The organism is Pseudomonas sp. P5_109, assembly GCF_034009455.1.
In the GTDB taxonomy this organism is placed as follows: Bacteria; Pseudomonadota; Gammaproteobacteria; order Pseudomonadales; family Pseudomonadaceae; genus Aquipseudomonas.
This window is the reverse complement of the sequence record NZ_CP125380.1, coordinates 2,657,901-2,672,230: the sequence shown is the minus strand read 5'-3', so window position 1 is coordinate 2,672,230 and position 14,330 is coordinate 2,657,901. Positions and strand designations below refer to the sequence as shown.

The 14,330-nt window shown below is 61.2% G+C and carries 17 protein-coding genes; 2 read left to right on the top strand and 15 right to left on the bottom strand.

Annotated elements, in window-relative coordinates; all coding sequences use genetic code 11:
• The first annotated feature begins 41 nt into the window (after positions 1–41).
• Together ppnN and QMK54_RS12165 are read left to right on the top strand one after the other, a co-directional pair.
• Positions 42–1,415: a nucleotide 5'-monophosphate nucleosidase PpnN gene (gene ppnN, locus QMK54_RS12170; protein ID WP_320402575.1), complete on the top strand. Its 1,374-nt coding sequence runs from the start codon at positions 42–44 to the stop codon at positions 1,413–1,415.
• Between the two features lie 90 nt (positions 1,416–1,505).
• A complete protein-coding gene (locus QMK54_RS12165; protein ID WP_320402574.1) occupies positions 1,506–1,946 on the top strand; it encodes an NUDIX hydrolase in 441 nt (146 codons plus the stop codon).
• A gap of 167 nt (positions 1,947–2,113) precedes the next feature.
• On the opposite strand, the gene QMK54_RS12160 is transcribed toward QMK54_RS12165, so the two are convergent.
• The 15 genes from QMK54_RS12160 to QMK54_RS12090 all read right to left on the bottom strand — a co-directional run bounded on the left by QMK54_RS12160 (position 2,114) and on the right by QMK54_RS12090 (position 14,321).
• On the bottom strand, positions 2,114–2,437 hold the full coding sequence (locus QMK54_RS12160) for a DUF6124 family protein (RefSeq protein WP_320402573.1): 324 nt from the start codon (positions 2,435–2,437) through the stop codon (positions 2,114–2,116).
• A 1,065-nt stretch (positions 2,438–3,502) separates the two neighbouring features.
• Complete coding sequence (locus tag QMK54_RS12155; RefSeq protein WP_320402572.1) at positions 3,503–4,366, bottom strand: CsgG/HfaB family protein; 864 nt, start codon at positions 4,364–4,366, stop codon at positions 3,503–3,505.
• A gap of 31 nt (positions 4,367–4,397) precedes the next feature.
• The gene (locus QMK54_RS12150; protein ID WP_110660274.1) at positions 4,398–4,838 is read right to left on the bottom strand and encodes a curli assembly protein CsgF; all 441 of its coding nucleotides are present in this window, start codon (positions 4,836–4,838) and stop codon (positions 4,398–4,400) included.
• Positions 4,835–5,227 (bottom strand): curli production assembly/transport protein CsgE, encoded by a 393-nt coding sequence (csgE, locus tag QMK54_RS12145; RefSeq protein WP_320402571.1) that lies wholly within the window; start codon positions 5,225–5,227, stop codon positions 4,835–4,837. Before csgE ends, QMK54_RS12150 begins: the two co-directional genes overlap by 4 nt.
• Positions 5,224–5,763: a type II secretion system protein gene (locus tag QMK54_RS12140; protein WP_110660272.1), complete on the bottom strand. Its 540-nt coding sequence runs from the start codon at positions 5,761–5,763 to the stop codon at positions 5,224–5,226. Before QMK54_RS12140 ends, csgE begins: the two co-directional genes overlap by 4 nt.
• Entirely contained in the window at positions 5,738–6,112 is a 375-nt protein-coding gene (locus QMK54_RS12135; protein ID WP_110660271.1) for a type II secretion system protein, read from the bottom strand. Before QMK54_RS12135 ends, QMK54_RS12140 begins: the two co-directional genes overlap by 26 nt.
• 4 nt (positions 6,113–6,116) lie before the next feature.
• The gene (locus QMK54_RS12130) at positions 6,117–6,590 is read right to left on the bottom strand and encodes a type II secretion system protein (protein WP_110660270.1); all 474 of its coding nucleotides are present in this window, start codon (positions 6,588–6,590) and stop codon (positions 6,117–6,119) included.
• 2 nt (positions 6,591–6,592) lie between these two features.
• Entirely contained in the window at positions 6,593–8,434 is a 1,842-nt protein-coding gene (locus tag QMK54_RS12125; RefSeq protein ID WP_110660269.1) for a secretin N-terminal domain-containing protein, read from the bottom strand.
• Entirely contained in the window at positions 8,431–8,949 is a 519-nt protein-coding gene (locus QMK54_RS12120) for a hypothetical protein (protein WP_110660268.1), read from the bottom strand. Before QMK54_RS12120 ends, QMK54_RS12125 begins: the two co-directional genes overlap by 4 nt.
• On the bottom strand, positions 8,949–9,497 hold the full coding sequence (locus QMK54_RS12115; RefSeq protein ID WP_110660267.1) for a GspMb/PilO family protein: 549 nt from the start codon (positions 9,495–9,497) through the stop codon (positions 8,949–8,951). The genes QMK54_RS12120 and QMK54_RS12115 overlap by 1 nt, the downstream gene beginning before the upstream one ends.
• Positions 9,484–10,029 carry a PilN domain-containing protein gene (locus tag QMK54_RS12110; protein WP_110660266.1) on the bottom strand — a complete coding sequence of 182 codons (546 nt, stop codon included), beginning with the start codon at positions 10,027–10,029 and terminating at the stop codon, positions 9,484–9,486. The genes QMK54_RS12115 and QMK54_RS12110 overlap by 14 nt, the downstream gene beginning before the upstream one ends.
• 1 nt (position 10,030) lies before the next feature.
• A complete protein-coding gene (locus QMK54_RS12105; RefSeq protein ID WP_110660265.1) occupies positions 10,031–10,834 on the bottom strand; it encodes a hypothetical protein in 804 nt (267 codons plus the stop codon).
• Positions 10,815–12,521: a GspE/PulE family protein gene (locus QMK54_RS12100; protein WP_320402570.1), complete on the bottom strand. Its 1,707-nt coding sequence runs from the start codon at positions 12,519–12,521 to the stop codon at positions 10,815–10,817. Before QMK54_RS12100 ends, QMK54_RS12105 begins: the two co-directional genes overlap by 20 nt.
• Positions 12,522–12,605: 84 nt before the next feature.
• On the bottom strand, positions 12,606–13,145 hold the full coding sequence (locus tag QMK54_RS12095; RefSeq protein WP_110660263.1) for a response regulator: 540 nt from the start codon (positions 13,143–13,145) through the stop codon (positions 12,606–12,608).
• Between the two features lie 222 nt (positions 13,146–13,367).
• Complete coding sequence (locus tag QMK54_RS12090) at positions 13,368–14,321, bottom strand: peptidylprolyl isomerase (protein WP_320402569.1); 954 nt, start codon at positions 14,319–14,321, stop codon at positions 13,368–13,370.
• Positions 14,322–14,330: the final 9 nt, after the last annotated feature.

Sequence of the window (14,330 nt, the reverse complement as noted above, 5' to 3'; positions counted from 1 at the left end):
CGTAGTTGCTGTGTGAATGACATCGTTTTAAGGATCATTGAATGACCCAACGCCAAGTTATCAACGCCTCCGTCAGTCCCAAAGGCAGCCTGGAAACGCTCTCGCAACGGGAAGTCCAGCAATTGAGCGAAGCCGGTTCCGGCAGCACCTATACCCTCTTCCGCCAGTGCGCCCTGGCCATCCTCAACACCGGCGCCCATGTCGACAACGCCAAGACCATCCTTGAAGCCTACAAAGATTTTGAAATCCGCATTCACCAGCAGGACCGCGGCGTACGCCTGGAACTGCTGAACGCCCCGGCCGACGCCTTCGTCGACGGCGAAATGATCGCCAGTACCCGGGAAATGCTGTTCAGCGCCCTGCGTGACATCGTCTACACCGAAAACGAACTCGACAGCCAACGCATCGACCTGAGCAACTCCCAGGGCATCAGCGACTACGTCTTCCACCTGCTGCGCAACGCCCGCACCCTGCGTCCCGGCGTCGAGCCGAAGATCGTGGTGTGCTGGGGCGGGCACTCGATCAACACCGAAGAATACAAATACACCAAGAAAGTTGGCCACGAACTGGGCCTGCGCAGCCTGGACATCTGCACCGGTTGCGGTCCCGGCGTGATGAAAGGCCCGATGAAAGGCGCAACCATCGCCCACGCCAAGCAACGCATCCACGGCGGTCGCTACCTGGGCCTGACCGAACCTGGCATCATCGCCGCCGAAGCGCCTAACCCGATCGTCAACGAACTAGTGATCCTGCCGGACATCGAAAAACGCCTGGAAGCCTTCGTCCGCGTCGGCCACGGCATCATCATCTTCCCGGGCGGCGCCGGCACGGCCGAAGAGTTCCTTTACCTGCTGGGCATCCTGATGCACCCGGACAATGAAGGCCTGCCCTTCCCGGTCATCCTCACCGGGCCGAAACACGCCGCGCCGTACCTGGAACAACTGGACGCGTTCGTCGGCGCCACCCTGGGCGACGCCGCCAAGCAGCACTACCAGATCATCATCGATAACCCGGCCGAGGTGGCGCGGCAGATGACCCAGGGCCTCAAGGCGGTCAAGCAGTTCCGCCGCGAGCGCAACGATGCGTTCCACTTCAACTGGCTGCTGAAAATCGACGAAGGCTTCCAGCGCCCGTTCGACCCGACCCACGAAAACATGGCCAACCTGAAACTGAGCCTCGGCCTGCCGCCCCACGAACTGGCGGCCAACCTGCGCCGCGCGTTCTCCGGCATCGTCGCCGGCAACGTCAAGGACAAGGGCATCCGCCTGATCGAAGAGCACGGGCCCTACCAGATCCATGGCGACGCGGCGATCATGCAACCGCTGGACCTGCTGCTCAAAGCCTTCGTCGCCCAGCACCGCATGAAACTGCCGGGCGGCGCGGCGTATGTGCCGTGTTATCGGGTGGTGGCGTAACCTTATTGGTGTAACGACACCGATGTGAGCCTTAACATCGCGAGCCGCAGTGAAAGCTGCGGCTCGCTTACTTCTATGGAAAGAAAAAACATGCGCCAACGTGATTCAGCGCGACTGCTGGTGATCAATCCTTCGAGACAGGTTCTGCTGTTTCACTTCCAGCACACAAACGACGCCCTCGCCGGCCAAAGCCACTGGGCGACACCCGGTGGCGGGCTTGAGCAGGGTGAATCCTTCGAGGCTGCGGCAGTTCGTGAATTGTTTGAAGAAACCGGACTGCGTGTCGCCAATGTAGGTGCCAGCATTTCCGAACGCAGGTTTGCGATGATGCTGCCCAGTGGCGAAACGGTGCTGTCGATTGAACGGTATTTTGTGGTTCATACCGACAATGAACGCGTGTCACGCGAAGGGTGGACGGCTCACGAGGTTCGGGTGATGGCGGACCATAAATGGTGGTCGGTGGCAGAGCTGCGTGCAACCAGCGAAACGATGTGGCCGGAGCGGTTGATTGAGATGCTGCAAAACGCCTGAAAACCTACAGGCATTCCCAAACTCTGTGGCGAGGGGGCTTGCCCCCGTTGGGCTGCGCAGCGGCCTCAAACAGGCGATGTGGTTTTTCAGACCGACCGCGCTGAATGGTTTTACGACTGCTGCGCAGCCGAACGGGGGCAAGCCCCCTCGCCACAAAAGCTCGGTGTTTAGTCCAGTGGCGCAACGTTATCCAGCGTGCGGTTGACTGCCAGGTCGGCCAGCATGATCACCTGCTGGATACCCAACAACATGCTGCGCTGCGGGCCGTCCAGGAATGTGGCGAAATCACTGGCCATGACGCTGGCTGAAGCCAGCGATTCACAGGCATGGGCCAATAAACTTTCGGTGGCGATGTTGGGCGCGATGATGAACATCGTGCTGGGGTTGTGGGGTGTGGTGTTTTTGAGGATGGCGGGTTTGAGATGGAGAGCTGATGCGCGTTGAGCGGTATCGGGTTCTGATACTGGGGGATTGGGTGTGGGTTTGACCATGGTAAAGCTCCTTGATTGATGGAGCCGCCACGATTCGCTGCGAGACGAAGAAGGTGGCAGCCATACGCAGGTTCGCAGACCGGGAATCAAGGAACCCGGCAGACCCGAAAGTCTCCCACGCACAGCCGCCATAACGCAAAGCAGTGGGCGAACAAAAAGCGCCAACTGCAAGGAAACGGTGGCGCTGAGCGCCTTGATTAACCCGGGCTGCGAAACCCGATCGCTGAATTTGCAGCGATCCGGCAACGATAGAGTCAGGGTTCAAGGCCCACAAGCCGGCGGATTCTGGCGTAGTTGTAGGTAACGACGCAAGGTAGCGTAGCCTTGCTCCTGGTCCTACAACCCTGTCTGACAGGCACATTGCTGGTGTGAGGTAGAAGATTTTCGTTGGATGTAATGCCGCTATCGCTGGCAAGCCAGCTCCTACAGTTTGATTTGCGTTTATCTGCGAGGGATTGGGTGGCTGTCAGGCCGTCATCGCTGGCAAGCCAGCTCCTACAGGGATTGGGTGCATCTGAAAGAGATTGGTTGGCTGGCAGGGCGCCATCGCCAGCAGGCTGGCTCCCACAGAAAGGCAAAAGCAAAAGCAAAACCCGCGCACACCCGCCGCTCTTCACCACTCATCAGGCCGAGCGTTAGCTCGCCTGCAGCTCTTGATCTTGACTCACCCGCCCCCTCGGGAGGCTGAGTGGAGGTGTTCATCCGGGGATTGGCGCGCAGCGCCGTTCGACGCAGTCGAACTCATCGCATGTAGGTGCCAGCGAAGCCAACCGGAGGGCGATGCCCCCGGATGAATACCGGAGCGAAGGAACCCCGAGCCTCAGCGAGGGGCCGTACGCCAGGGGCGAGACCTTTTGGTTCCTTTTGGGGCGTTTGCCAAAAGGGACTCGCCGTAAGGGCGAAACCATAAGTGGCCGTTACCGCAGCAATGGATATGTACTCAGCCAGCAAAATACAGGTCGGCTGTCAGGCCGCCTTCGCGAGCAAGCCCGCTCCCACAATTGGACCGGGTACATCAGGGGAGAGCCTGGTCGGCCCGAAGGCCGCCAAGGCCAAAAACCGGACTCACTGCGAACTCTCCGAATCCACCTTGTTCTGCGTCAGATACCGCTCCAGCGTCTCATTCTGCCCAGACTGGGAATTATCCCCCGCCACCTGCCACAACCGCCGCTCGATCCCCTGCGCCAGCAAATGCCCCACCGCCGACTCGATCGCCGACAACACACACAACTGCGCCGGCTCGTTGGTGGTATAGCCAACCTCGGCCTCAAGCAGTTTCTTGAACTCGATGAACTTGAACACCCCAGCACTGCGACCGACCGAGTAAATGGTCTTGCTGGTCATCACGTTGGCCAGCACCTGCCCGCTGCGCACGTCCACCGCCCGCAGGTTCACCGTGACCTGATCCACCCGATACTCACGGGAAATGTCGATGCCCAGGTAGCGCGCCCCTTCCCCGCCACTGCGCACGTTGGTGTCGTAGGCGATGATCCCGCCTTCGAGCATCATGTTCGCCGCTTGCAACGGTGGCAGCTCACCCACGATGTTCACCGGCGTATTGGGTTTCTTTTGCGAGGCGCGGATGATCTTGCGCTCGGTCAGCAGGTTCTGCAGCCCTTCACGTTCCAGCACCACAAACCAGCCACTGGCCTGCAAGGCGTCCATCAACATGCTCGCCGCGCCCTGGGTCACGCTGGTGGAAAACGAACTGGCCGGGGTTGGCTTGTATTGCCCGGTCTGGTCGCGGAAGCCATACACCACTGCCATCAACTTGCCCTTGGGGCGTGGCATGTTCAACAAGTCGTAATAGGTCGAGGCCCTGGGGGTCAGGGTCGGTGTTTCAGTGTCTTGCTCAGCGGACATCGGTTCACGCAGGCCGCAACCGGAAAGCGTCGCCAACAGCATCCCTAGCACAATTATTCTTTTCATGTCCGTAACTCCCCATCGGCCCATATCCCCGTCAAGGGGTGGTAGTGATGCCGTTTACCTGGATTTCCGAAACTTCACCGGTTGCCCTGTCGGTCACATTGATCGTCAATGCCCCGGAGTCATCGACGACGTTGACGATAAAGGCGTCAGTCGACAGGCTCCCCGTGTTGCCGGTAGAGATGTTGTCCAGCAGTTGCCCTAGCAACCGCGATTGCAGCTGACTGGTAAACCGTTCCAGCGCCGAAGTGCCGGCCACAGTGGTACGGTCTTTCAGATCGGGGTCGTCGTAGTCGTTCTGCGCCTGGGCGTTGTTGAGCAACCACGTGCCGTTCAACGGGTTGCCGCCGAACGACGGGTTGATGGGCGTGTAGACCAGTTCGGTGGCATGGACCAGGCCACAACTTCCCGCCCCGCTAAACCAGAGCCCGAGTAACCACAGCCCCATACGCTTGCCGACAGTGCTTTTTTTCATAGTTCGTCCCTCTCAAGGTCGGTCGTGTCCTGTAACAAGGCTTCCAGCTTGCGCCGCACGATTTCAATGCGGACCAGGTCGGCAGCCTGATAGGCCTCGTCTTTCAACTCCACGGTGTTCGGCGGCAGGAAGCGCCGATATACCAGGCGTTGCTGAAACTCCACGGTCACCAGGCTGCCCCAGCGGGCCGAAGGTCTTTCACGCACCACCAGGTTGAAATCCATCCGGCTGGTGGCACGCAGGCGTTCACTGAACGAGTAATAAAAGTCATGGCCGATGTGCGAAATCGTGTCGTCGATGATGAACCCCAGCATCTCGTCGTCTTCTGCCGCCGAGACGAAGTTCGCCATCAGCATCAGGACCACTGCCGCCAGCCAGTGCCGATTCATGGCTGCATCGCCTCGGGCGCGGTGGACTGCGCTTTCGGCGGCCCGTCTGTGCCATCGAGGAAGGCTTTCTCGGCCACGAACTGCCAGTCCTTGTAGCTGGCCATGCCGTTGAAGTCCGACCACTGGCTGGGGAAGTTAACCTGCTTGAGCGGCTTCTCCGTGGACGGGCAGTACACACCGCTGATACGTCCGTCGATACCGCGCATCAGTTCCCATTCGCCACCTGTCATCGGCTCCGGATACAGCTGCCGGATATGGTGCTTGGCCGTCGGGAAACGCTCGTCCTGCAACAGGTCCGCGAGTTCTTTCGGGTACAGGGCCACACCGGGCGAACTGCGGTAATAGCTGCGCAGCGCCTGGGCATACTGCGTACCGACCCAGAGCAACTGGTTTTCCCGGTCCCGGCGCGCGGCGGTGGCCCACAACTCGCCGGCACTGGCCAGGCCCATGCCCATCACGACGATCAGAAACAGCACACCCAGGTAGGTGAAGCCGCCCTGGTCCGAAGGCTTACCACTCGGAATAAAGGCTGCCATCACGCGCCCTCCCGCTGGCGCCACTCTTGATATCGGCCACCCCGCCCGCCACGCCATCAGGCGGCGCGACCACGACCCAGAGGTCCTTGCGCTCGGCAATCGGGTCGAGCGGCTGGTTACGCAGGTAGCGCAGTTCGACCAGCTGTTCGATGGAGTCTGGATAACGCCCGGTGTCGCCGTAGTAGTGATCCAGCGCCTCGCGCATGGACGACAGACTCTGGCGCAGGGTGGTCTCTTTCGAGGCCTCCAGGCTGGTGAAGTAGCGTGGCAAGGCAATCGTCATCAGGGTCGCGATGATTGCCATGACCACCATCAGTTCCAACAAGGTAAAACCCTTTTGCCGACGCATATGCTCACCACTCCCGGTAGGCGATGCCGTTGAGCCCCTTGCCCCGGACCTTGGAGTAAACGTCATAGACGTCCTGGCCCTCGCGCGGGTTTTCAGATGAACTGTCATAGGAACGCAGGCCCCAGCCACCCTCGTCGTCACGCTTGACGGTTGCCAGCGGGTCGCGGGGGATGCGCCGCAGGAAATAGAACTTGGCCCCCTTGGCGCTGCGCACGTCACGCACCCCGTCGACCAGCACTTTCAGGTTCGGCGGATAGCCGTTGCTGTCGAGCGACTTCTCGATGTAGCCGGCGTCGAAGGCGCGCTTGTAGGCGTCGATGCCATCGCGGATCTGGTACAGCGCGGTCCGCAGTTCCTGCTCTTTGCCCCGGCGCACCACCGTCTCGGTCAGCGGTGCGGCCATGCCGGCCAACAGGCCGACCAGGGCCAGCGTCACCACGACTTCGATCAGGGTAAAACCACGTTGCGAGGCGTTCATGATCAAGGCTTCCCGACGGTAACGGTGGTGGCGATCGGTGCGCTCATGGGGTTGCCCATCGGGGCGGCCTGAACCGTAGTAGTGCTCATCGAACGGTCAGGAGCCTGGATGTGCATGCTGGTTTCGGTACCGGTCGGGAACTCCATGTCCGACGGGCTCTGGTACGGCAGGTTGCGCACGATCCGCGGGGTGATCGACAGCACCAGTTCGGATTTGCTGATGTCGTCCTTGTTGCTGCCGAACAGGCGGCCCAGGCCAGGAATGTCGCCAAGGCCAGGGATCTTGTTACCGCTGGCGCCGTGGTCGTTGCGCACCAGGCCGGCGAGGATCTGGGTTTCGCCATCATGCAGGCGCAAGGTGGTCTGGGCGTTGCGGGTATCGACCTGGACCGGAATGGTGCCTTGAGGGGTCGGCGCCAGCGGCGTTGCGTTACTGACTTCCAGCGCGATCTTGATCGCCACTTCGTTGTTCAGGTGCACGATGGGTTGCACTTCAAGTTTCAGACCGACGTCGAGGTAAGTCACGCTTTCGGTGATCACCGGGCCCTGGGTCGAAGGCACCGAAGTGGCGCTGATGATTGGCACGCGCTGACCGATGTGGATGCGCGCCTGTTCGCGGTTGCTCACCCGGATCACCGGGCTGGCCAGGGTGTTGATGTCTTTGTCCTGGGCGTTGATCTTGGCCTGGGGCGATGGCGTGAAGGCGATCCGGCTGGAGTCGATGCCTTTGAGCTGATCGAGAATCGACACGGGCGAGCCGTCGCTGTTGATCACGCCGAAGGTGTTGGGCCATTGCAGGCCAAGGTCGAGAATGCGTTGGCGGGCGACTTCCATCACTTCCACTTCCAGCACCACTTCGGGGTTGGACTGGTCCTGTGATTGCAGGAGTTTTTCCGCCATGCGGATGGCGTCGCCGGTGTCGCGCATGGTCAGGGTATTGAGGCGTTCATCGACGAACACGTCGCGGGTCTTGAGCATGGTCTTGATCATGTTCAGCGCGGTGTTGGCATCGATGCTGGTCAGGTAAAAGGTGCGCATCACCAGTTCCTGATAGTCCTTGAGCTTCTGCGGCGAGTCCGGGTAGATCAGCAAGGTGTTTTCATTCACCACTTTCTGATGCAACTGGTTCTGCTGCAGCAGCAGATCCACGGCGTCTTCGATGCGCACATCACGTACGAAGATCGTCGCTTTCATGTCCGGGCGCAGGTCCTTGTCGAAGATGAAGTTCAGGCCGGCGACCTGGGACAGTACTTCGAAAATGGTCTTCAGGTTGGCGTCGCGAAATTCCAGGGTCACCGGCCGGTCCAGGCGTGTACGCAGTTGCGGGTACTGCACCACGTTGCGGCTCTGCACCAGGCGGATGTTGTCTTGCAGTTCCCGGGCACCTTCGTTCTGCGGGTCCAGTTCGAGAATCTGCTTGACCTGGCGGTCGGCTCCGTAGATGTCACCGCGACGCAGGTCGCCACGGGCCAGTTCGAGTTTCTCGTCCATGCTGCGCAGGTAGTCGAGCTGACGCAGGGAGTCCTGGGCACGACGGTTGTTCGTTTCGATGCCCAGGACCCGGCTGTAACCCATGCGGGCCCCGGCGAAATTACGCTGGGCGCGGTCCATGTCGGCCTGGGTCAGCAGCGCCGTCACGGCGCGGGCCCGACCGCTGTTGAGCGCTATGTGCAGATCGGTATCGCGAGGGTTCTCGCGCAATCCCTGTTCGATGCGAGCCAGGCCGGCTTCGTACTGGCCTGATTCAATCAGGGCGGAAGCTTCATCCTTGGCAAGCTGCGCCGAACTGCAGGCGACCAACCCGGCACAGAGGCAAAGGCTCATCAGCAAACGGGATTTGTTCATTCCGTACTCCCCACAGACAAAGTCTGAGCTAAATGCAGAGGCAGGTAGACCAGGCTCAGTTCCTCACGGGAAATGCGCTCGATCCGCCAGGTTTCGTCGATGACATCCCCTTTGCGCACGACGTATATTTTTTCGCCGTCCTGCAAGAACACCTGCAGATCGGAACGATCATCCAGCCTGCCAACAAACTGGAACGGCAACGGCGGTGCAGTGGGGACTTGCACCTCTTGAGTCACGACGACCGGTTGTTCAATGACGGTGCCGAGGACCGGCGCCGCTTTCCAGCTGCGGGCGGCGAACAGGTCGCCGGCCGGGCTCAGATCCTTGATCGGTACTGCCGCCGCGGCGCTCGATGCAGCCGCCGCTGCGCCCGGGGTCTTGCCTTTGGCTGGCGAGGCCACGGTGGCCAGCGCAGGGTCGCTGTCGTCAGCCTGTTTGAAGTAATCGGGGCCCCAGGCGAGCGCTGCCGCTACGCCGAAGAACGCCACCCAACCCACCACTCGCTTGGTATTCATCATGACCTCGACAGGTAAAGGGTCATGCGGATCCGCCCGGTCAGGTCGGTATCGGCGATTTTCTTGCGCTGCAGTTCCACGTCCTCCAGCACCACCGCCGGCAACTGCCCGAGCAAGGCGTGCAGGAAACGCCGCAGCTGCGGATAGCTGCCACGCACCGGCAGCAGAATCTGATAACGGGCCAGGTGCGTCTTGGGGTCCACGCCCAGGGAGTATTCACCCCGGGACAAGGTGATGCGCTCCTGGGCGGCCAGGGCGTAGATCTTGTCGATGGCCACGGTGGCCTGAGGCTGGGACGGTAACTTGCTGCGGAAGTCGTCGAGCTGACGCTGCGGCACCACCGGTGCAGCCACGCTGCCGTCTTCTACCTTGGCCAGATACTCGGTGGCTTCGCGAGTCTGCTGGCTGAGGTTTTGCAGCGACTGCCAGTCCGGCAGCAACCCGACCACGCCATAGCTCAGCGCCAGCACCAGCATGGCCAGCCCTGCCAGCCCTGGAACGCCCAGGCCTTGCAGGTATTCGTGGACAATCAATTTAGGGATTTGCATCGCCGATCTCCCAGGTAGCCGACAGGTTGAACTGCACCGGGTGTTCCGGCACGTTGGCGACAATTTCGTGGCTCAGCAGCGACACGTCGGACAGCTCGTCGCTGGCTTCGAGGCGGCGGTGGAAATCGAGCATGGCGTCCAGGTCGATCGCCTCGGCGGTGATCCGCACCTGGCCTTTGCGGGCGTCGGGGGTCAGGGTCAGCAGGGCAATGTTGTCCCGCGGCATGGCTTCGAGGGTGGCGAACAGGCGTTCCCAGGGGCGGCGCAGCTGCTGGGAGACCTTGCGCATTTCCGCCAGGTTCTGCGCCTGCTCGCGGGTTTCCGCCGGGGTCAGGCCGGGCTTGCTGCCGTTGTCGCCGGTGAGCACCCGCTGGGTGGTTTGCAAGTGGCCTTGCTGTTGTTCGGCCTCGTTGCTCAGGTGCTGCTGCACCAGAGCGCAAGTCAGGGTCAGCACCACACCACCGGCCAGCAGGCTCCAGCCCAGGGGACCGGCACGGCGGCGCGGCTGAAAGTCGAGCATCAGGGGGCGCATGTCAGGCCACCGCCCGAGACATGACGTACAGGCAATCGCGTACGGCTGTCCGGTCTTCTTCGAGGGTGCGCAGGTGCACACCGGGTACGTCGGGATGCGAGTCGATGCGCGCCGGTGCATGCAGGTAGACATTCAACGGCCGTTCGCTGGTGGATGCCTGCAACTGGTTTTCACGGCCGATCAGCGCGGTCAGCGCGGCATCGCTGTCGCTGCTGCCGACCGAACGCACCGAGGTCCAGCGCCCTTCCCGGGCCAGCAGCAATACGCTGCGTACCGGTTCGGCGACCACGAACAGGAAGTCCCCGGCATCAAAGCTTTGATCGAAATGGTTGAATGCCGCCATCAGGTACGGCTGCACCGAACGCAGGCGCAGACCGCGGGCGCTGACCATAGCGCGCAGGCGTTCGAGCAAGTCCTGTGGCAGCGCGGTGGCGATACGGTCATAACCGGCAGGTTCGGGCGAAAGCACCAGGTTCCAGGGTTGCGTCGTGGCACCGTAGAGGTCTTCGAAACACAATTGGGCGAAGCCGAGCAATTCGGCCGGGCTGCTGATCTGCTCGCTCCAGGGCACCAGGCAGTAGCGGCTGAAGTGCCCGGAGATCACCACGGTCAGTTCCGCCCTGGCAACGGCGTGTTCGGCCAGCAAACGGTCGAGGGTGTCGAGGGCCACCGCCCAGGCGTGGAAGCCTTCGTCGATGTAGCCGACGCTGCCCAGCCAGCGAGTTGCACTGCCTTGCCGATGTCCCAGGCCAACACCGCTGGCGCCGAGCACGGCGATAAATTGCTCACGAGATAAAAGTGACACGATTGATCTCCTCGAGAGTGGTCCGGCCTTGTTCCACCAGCTCCAGCGCCGACTCGCGCAACAGGCGCAAGCCACGTTTGCAGGCATGGGCCTTGATTTTCGAAATGGGTTGGCGCTCGACGATCATTTGCCGCAGTTCGTCGTCCAGGTGCAGCAGCTCGGCAATCGCGCTACGCCCGCGATAACCGGTGCCCCGGCAATGCCCGCAGCCCTTGCCGTGGACGAACTGATAGTGAGCGACCTTTTGCCGATCGAGCCCCGAGATCTCCAGCTCTTCGTCTGTCGGGCTGTAAGGGTTGCTGCAACTGGTGCAGACCAGGCGGATCAGGCGCTGGGCCAGCACGGCATTGAGCGCCGAGACCAGGCTGTAGGGATCGATTTCCATCTGGGTGAAACGGCCGATCACGTCAAACACGTTGTTGGCGTGGATGGTGGTGAACACCAGGTGACCGGTGAGCGCCGATTGCACGGCGATCTGCGCGGTGTCCGGGTCGCGGATTTCACCGACCATGATCTTGTCCGGGTCATGCCGCAGGATCGAGCGCAGGCCCCGGGCGAACGTCAGGCCTTTCTTCTCGTTGACGGGGATTTGCAGCACGCCCGGCAGTTGATACTCCACCGGGTCTTCAATGGTGATGATCTTGTCCACGCCGTGGTTGATCTCGGTGATCATCGCGTACAGGGTGGTGGTCTTGCCGCTACCGGTAGGCCCGGTCACCAGCACCATGCCGTAGGGTTCGGCGGCCAGCCGGCGCAGTTGGCGCAGGGTTTCTTCTTCAAAGCCCAGGGCTTGCAGCTGCACGCCACAGACTTTGTCGGCGAGGTCCTGTTTGTCGAGTACCCGCAGCACCGCGTCTTCGCCAAAGATGCTCGGCATGATCGACACCCGGAAGTCGATCTGCCGACCGCTGATACCGACCTTGAAACGACCGTCCTGAGGCACGCGTTTTTCGCCGATGTCCAGTTCGGCCATGACCTTGACCCGGGAAATCACCTGCTCGGCGAACTCGCTGCCCTGGATCTTGCTGATGTTGTTGAGTACGCCATCGATCCGGTACTTGATCACAAGGCCACTGCCGGTGGTGCCAAGGTGGATATCGCTGGCGTGCATTTTCAGCGCGTCGTACAGGGTCGAGTTGACCAGTTTGACCACCACGCTGGAGTCTTCGCTGATGCTGGTCAGGGACAGGCTTTGCAGGGTATCGATTTCGGTGCCGCCCTCGGCTTGGGCGTTGAGCGATTCCACCGCGTGGAAGCTCTCTTCGTGACGCGCCAGGTACGCCTTCAAGTCGTCGGCGTGCACCAGGTACAGCGGCGCACCATGCAGGCATTCATCGATCCAGGCCAGGCGGGCACTGTCGAAGGGGTCGGCGAACACACCGATGACCGCATCGTCATGGCGCAGCAGGATGAATTCGCGCTTGAGGCATTGGGCCAGGGTCACCCGGTCGAACACCGGGGTGGATTTGAACAGGTTGTCGGTGTCGAGCACCGGGTAGTGCAGAGTCACACCCAGGCACTGGATGAACGGCATGGGCGCCAGTTCGCTCAATCCCCCGAGGGCGTCCAGCATCCGTTCGCCGGAGCTGGTGGCCAGGGCTCGGGCCTGGGCCAGTTGTTCGCTGGTAAAACGAGTCGGTACACATTCCGGTTGCGCCGGTTCTACGGCAAGGGATAGACGGTCCATGGCTTGCTCTCCAACGCCCGGGGCTTTGAGCCCTGTCGACGCGGCGAGCAGTTTCGGCAAAAGCCGGAACGTCTTGTCGCGCCACTACTCCCCGGCGAGCAATTGTTCGTCGTCTGGTGCCATGGAGGCCGATGTGTTTTTTCGGCGATCTGCAAGCACCCAACTTCCGTCGTACAACTGCAGCGGGAAACTCTCGGTCCTGCTCTGGCGTCGTTCGACGAATCCTTCCGAAGTGCTCACTACCACACCCGCTCTGGGCTCGCGTCGCCTGCCAAGAAGATCAAGCACTGCACGGGCCAATTCCGCCAACGGGAACGGTTTGAACAGGATATGGCTGACTCCCATTAGCCGGGCCCGCTCGCAAACTTCTGCGGTTGGATGCCCTGTGATCAGCACAAAATGGCACTTCCTGTTCTGGCGGACGGCATCGAGCACCTGAAAGCCTTCCATATCGGGCAAGCGGTAATCGAACACCATCACATCGGGTGCGAAATCGTCAGCTTCGGCGATCCCGTGTGCACCGTCGTGAGCAATCCGGACTTCCAGTGCTTGCGCCTGCAGGTAACCCTGGAGGTTTTCCGCCAGCAGCTGTTCGTCATCAACAACCAGTACTTTGTTTAACAAGGTCGACTCCTTGAAACCGCAGGTCCGGGTTTTGAACCTGGCAGAGTGCGTGCCCTGAGAGGACTAACGCACACTTCATGCCAGACTGAGCGCCGGTAATTTTAGGTCTTCATGTCCTTGAATTTAAAAACAATGCCTATTCGTACTGCAATCCCATCCCCCAAAAACGGGGAAAGCGATCGGATTGGCATTGACGTTTTTTCCCCACTGTTGGGGAACCCCCTATTCATCGTCAATCCGTTCGATTCGATTACGCGAGCGCAATTGCGCCAATGCCTGCAAGCGGGCTTGAACCTGTTGTTGCCGGGCAAGGTAAGCCCGAACCATGTCAAGTCCTTGCTCTGCTGGGACATTGGTCGCCTCCATGTGGTTCTCCAGAAAAATCAGATGCCAGCCCACCGACGTACGCACGGGTTCGCTGACAGCCCCCGGCGCCAGGGTAAACGCGGCAGCCTCGAACTCCGGCAGCATTCGTCCACGGGGAAAATAACCCAGGTCGCCCCCTTCGCCGGCCGACGCGTCTTCGGACCCGCTGCGCGCAACGCTGGCGAAATCGGTACCGGCAACGATCGACGCCTTCATCGCGATTAAGCGTAGCCGCGCGGCCTCGACAGTGGAAGCGTCAGCACCGGGCGCTACCTTGATCAGGATATGCCGGGCCCGCACTTCTTCGGGCCGGTTCATCTCGGCGCGGTGTTCTTCGTAGAACGCCCGCACCTGTTTTTCGTCCGGCTCACCGGCCTGGGTGAGGTCATTGAAGACTTGTCGGGCCGCCAGTTCACGGCGGGTGTATTCGGTGTAGCCGGCTTCGTCGAAACCGGCATCCTCAAGACGCCGGGCAAACACCTCGGCGCCGCCCATGGCCTGACGGGTCTGGTCGACCTGGTCCTTGACCACGGCATCACTGATCACCACGCCGCGCTTGACGGCTTCCTGCCACAACAGTTCGCGGTCGATCAAGGCATCCAGCGCGGCCTTGCGCAGTTGCTTGTAGGCTTTCGGATTGCGAATGTTGCCTACCGCCCGGCCCTGATCCTCCAGGTATTCGGCGAAGTAGCGTTCCAGGCGCAGCTGGGAAATTTCCTCGCCATTGACCCGCGCCGCGGCCGGGCCACTGCTGCACCACGCCACGGGCACCCAGAGCGTCAACAGGACCAGCAAAGTGTTGAGTTTCATGATCGGCCT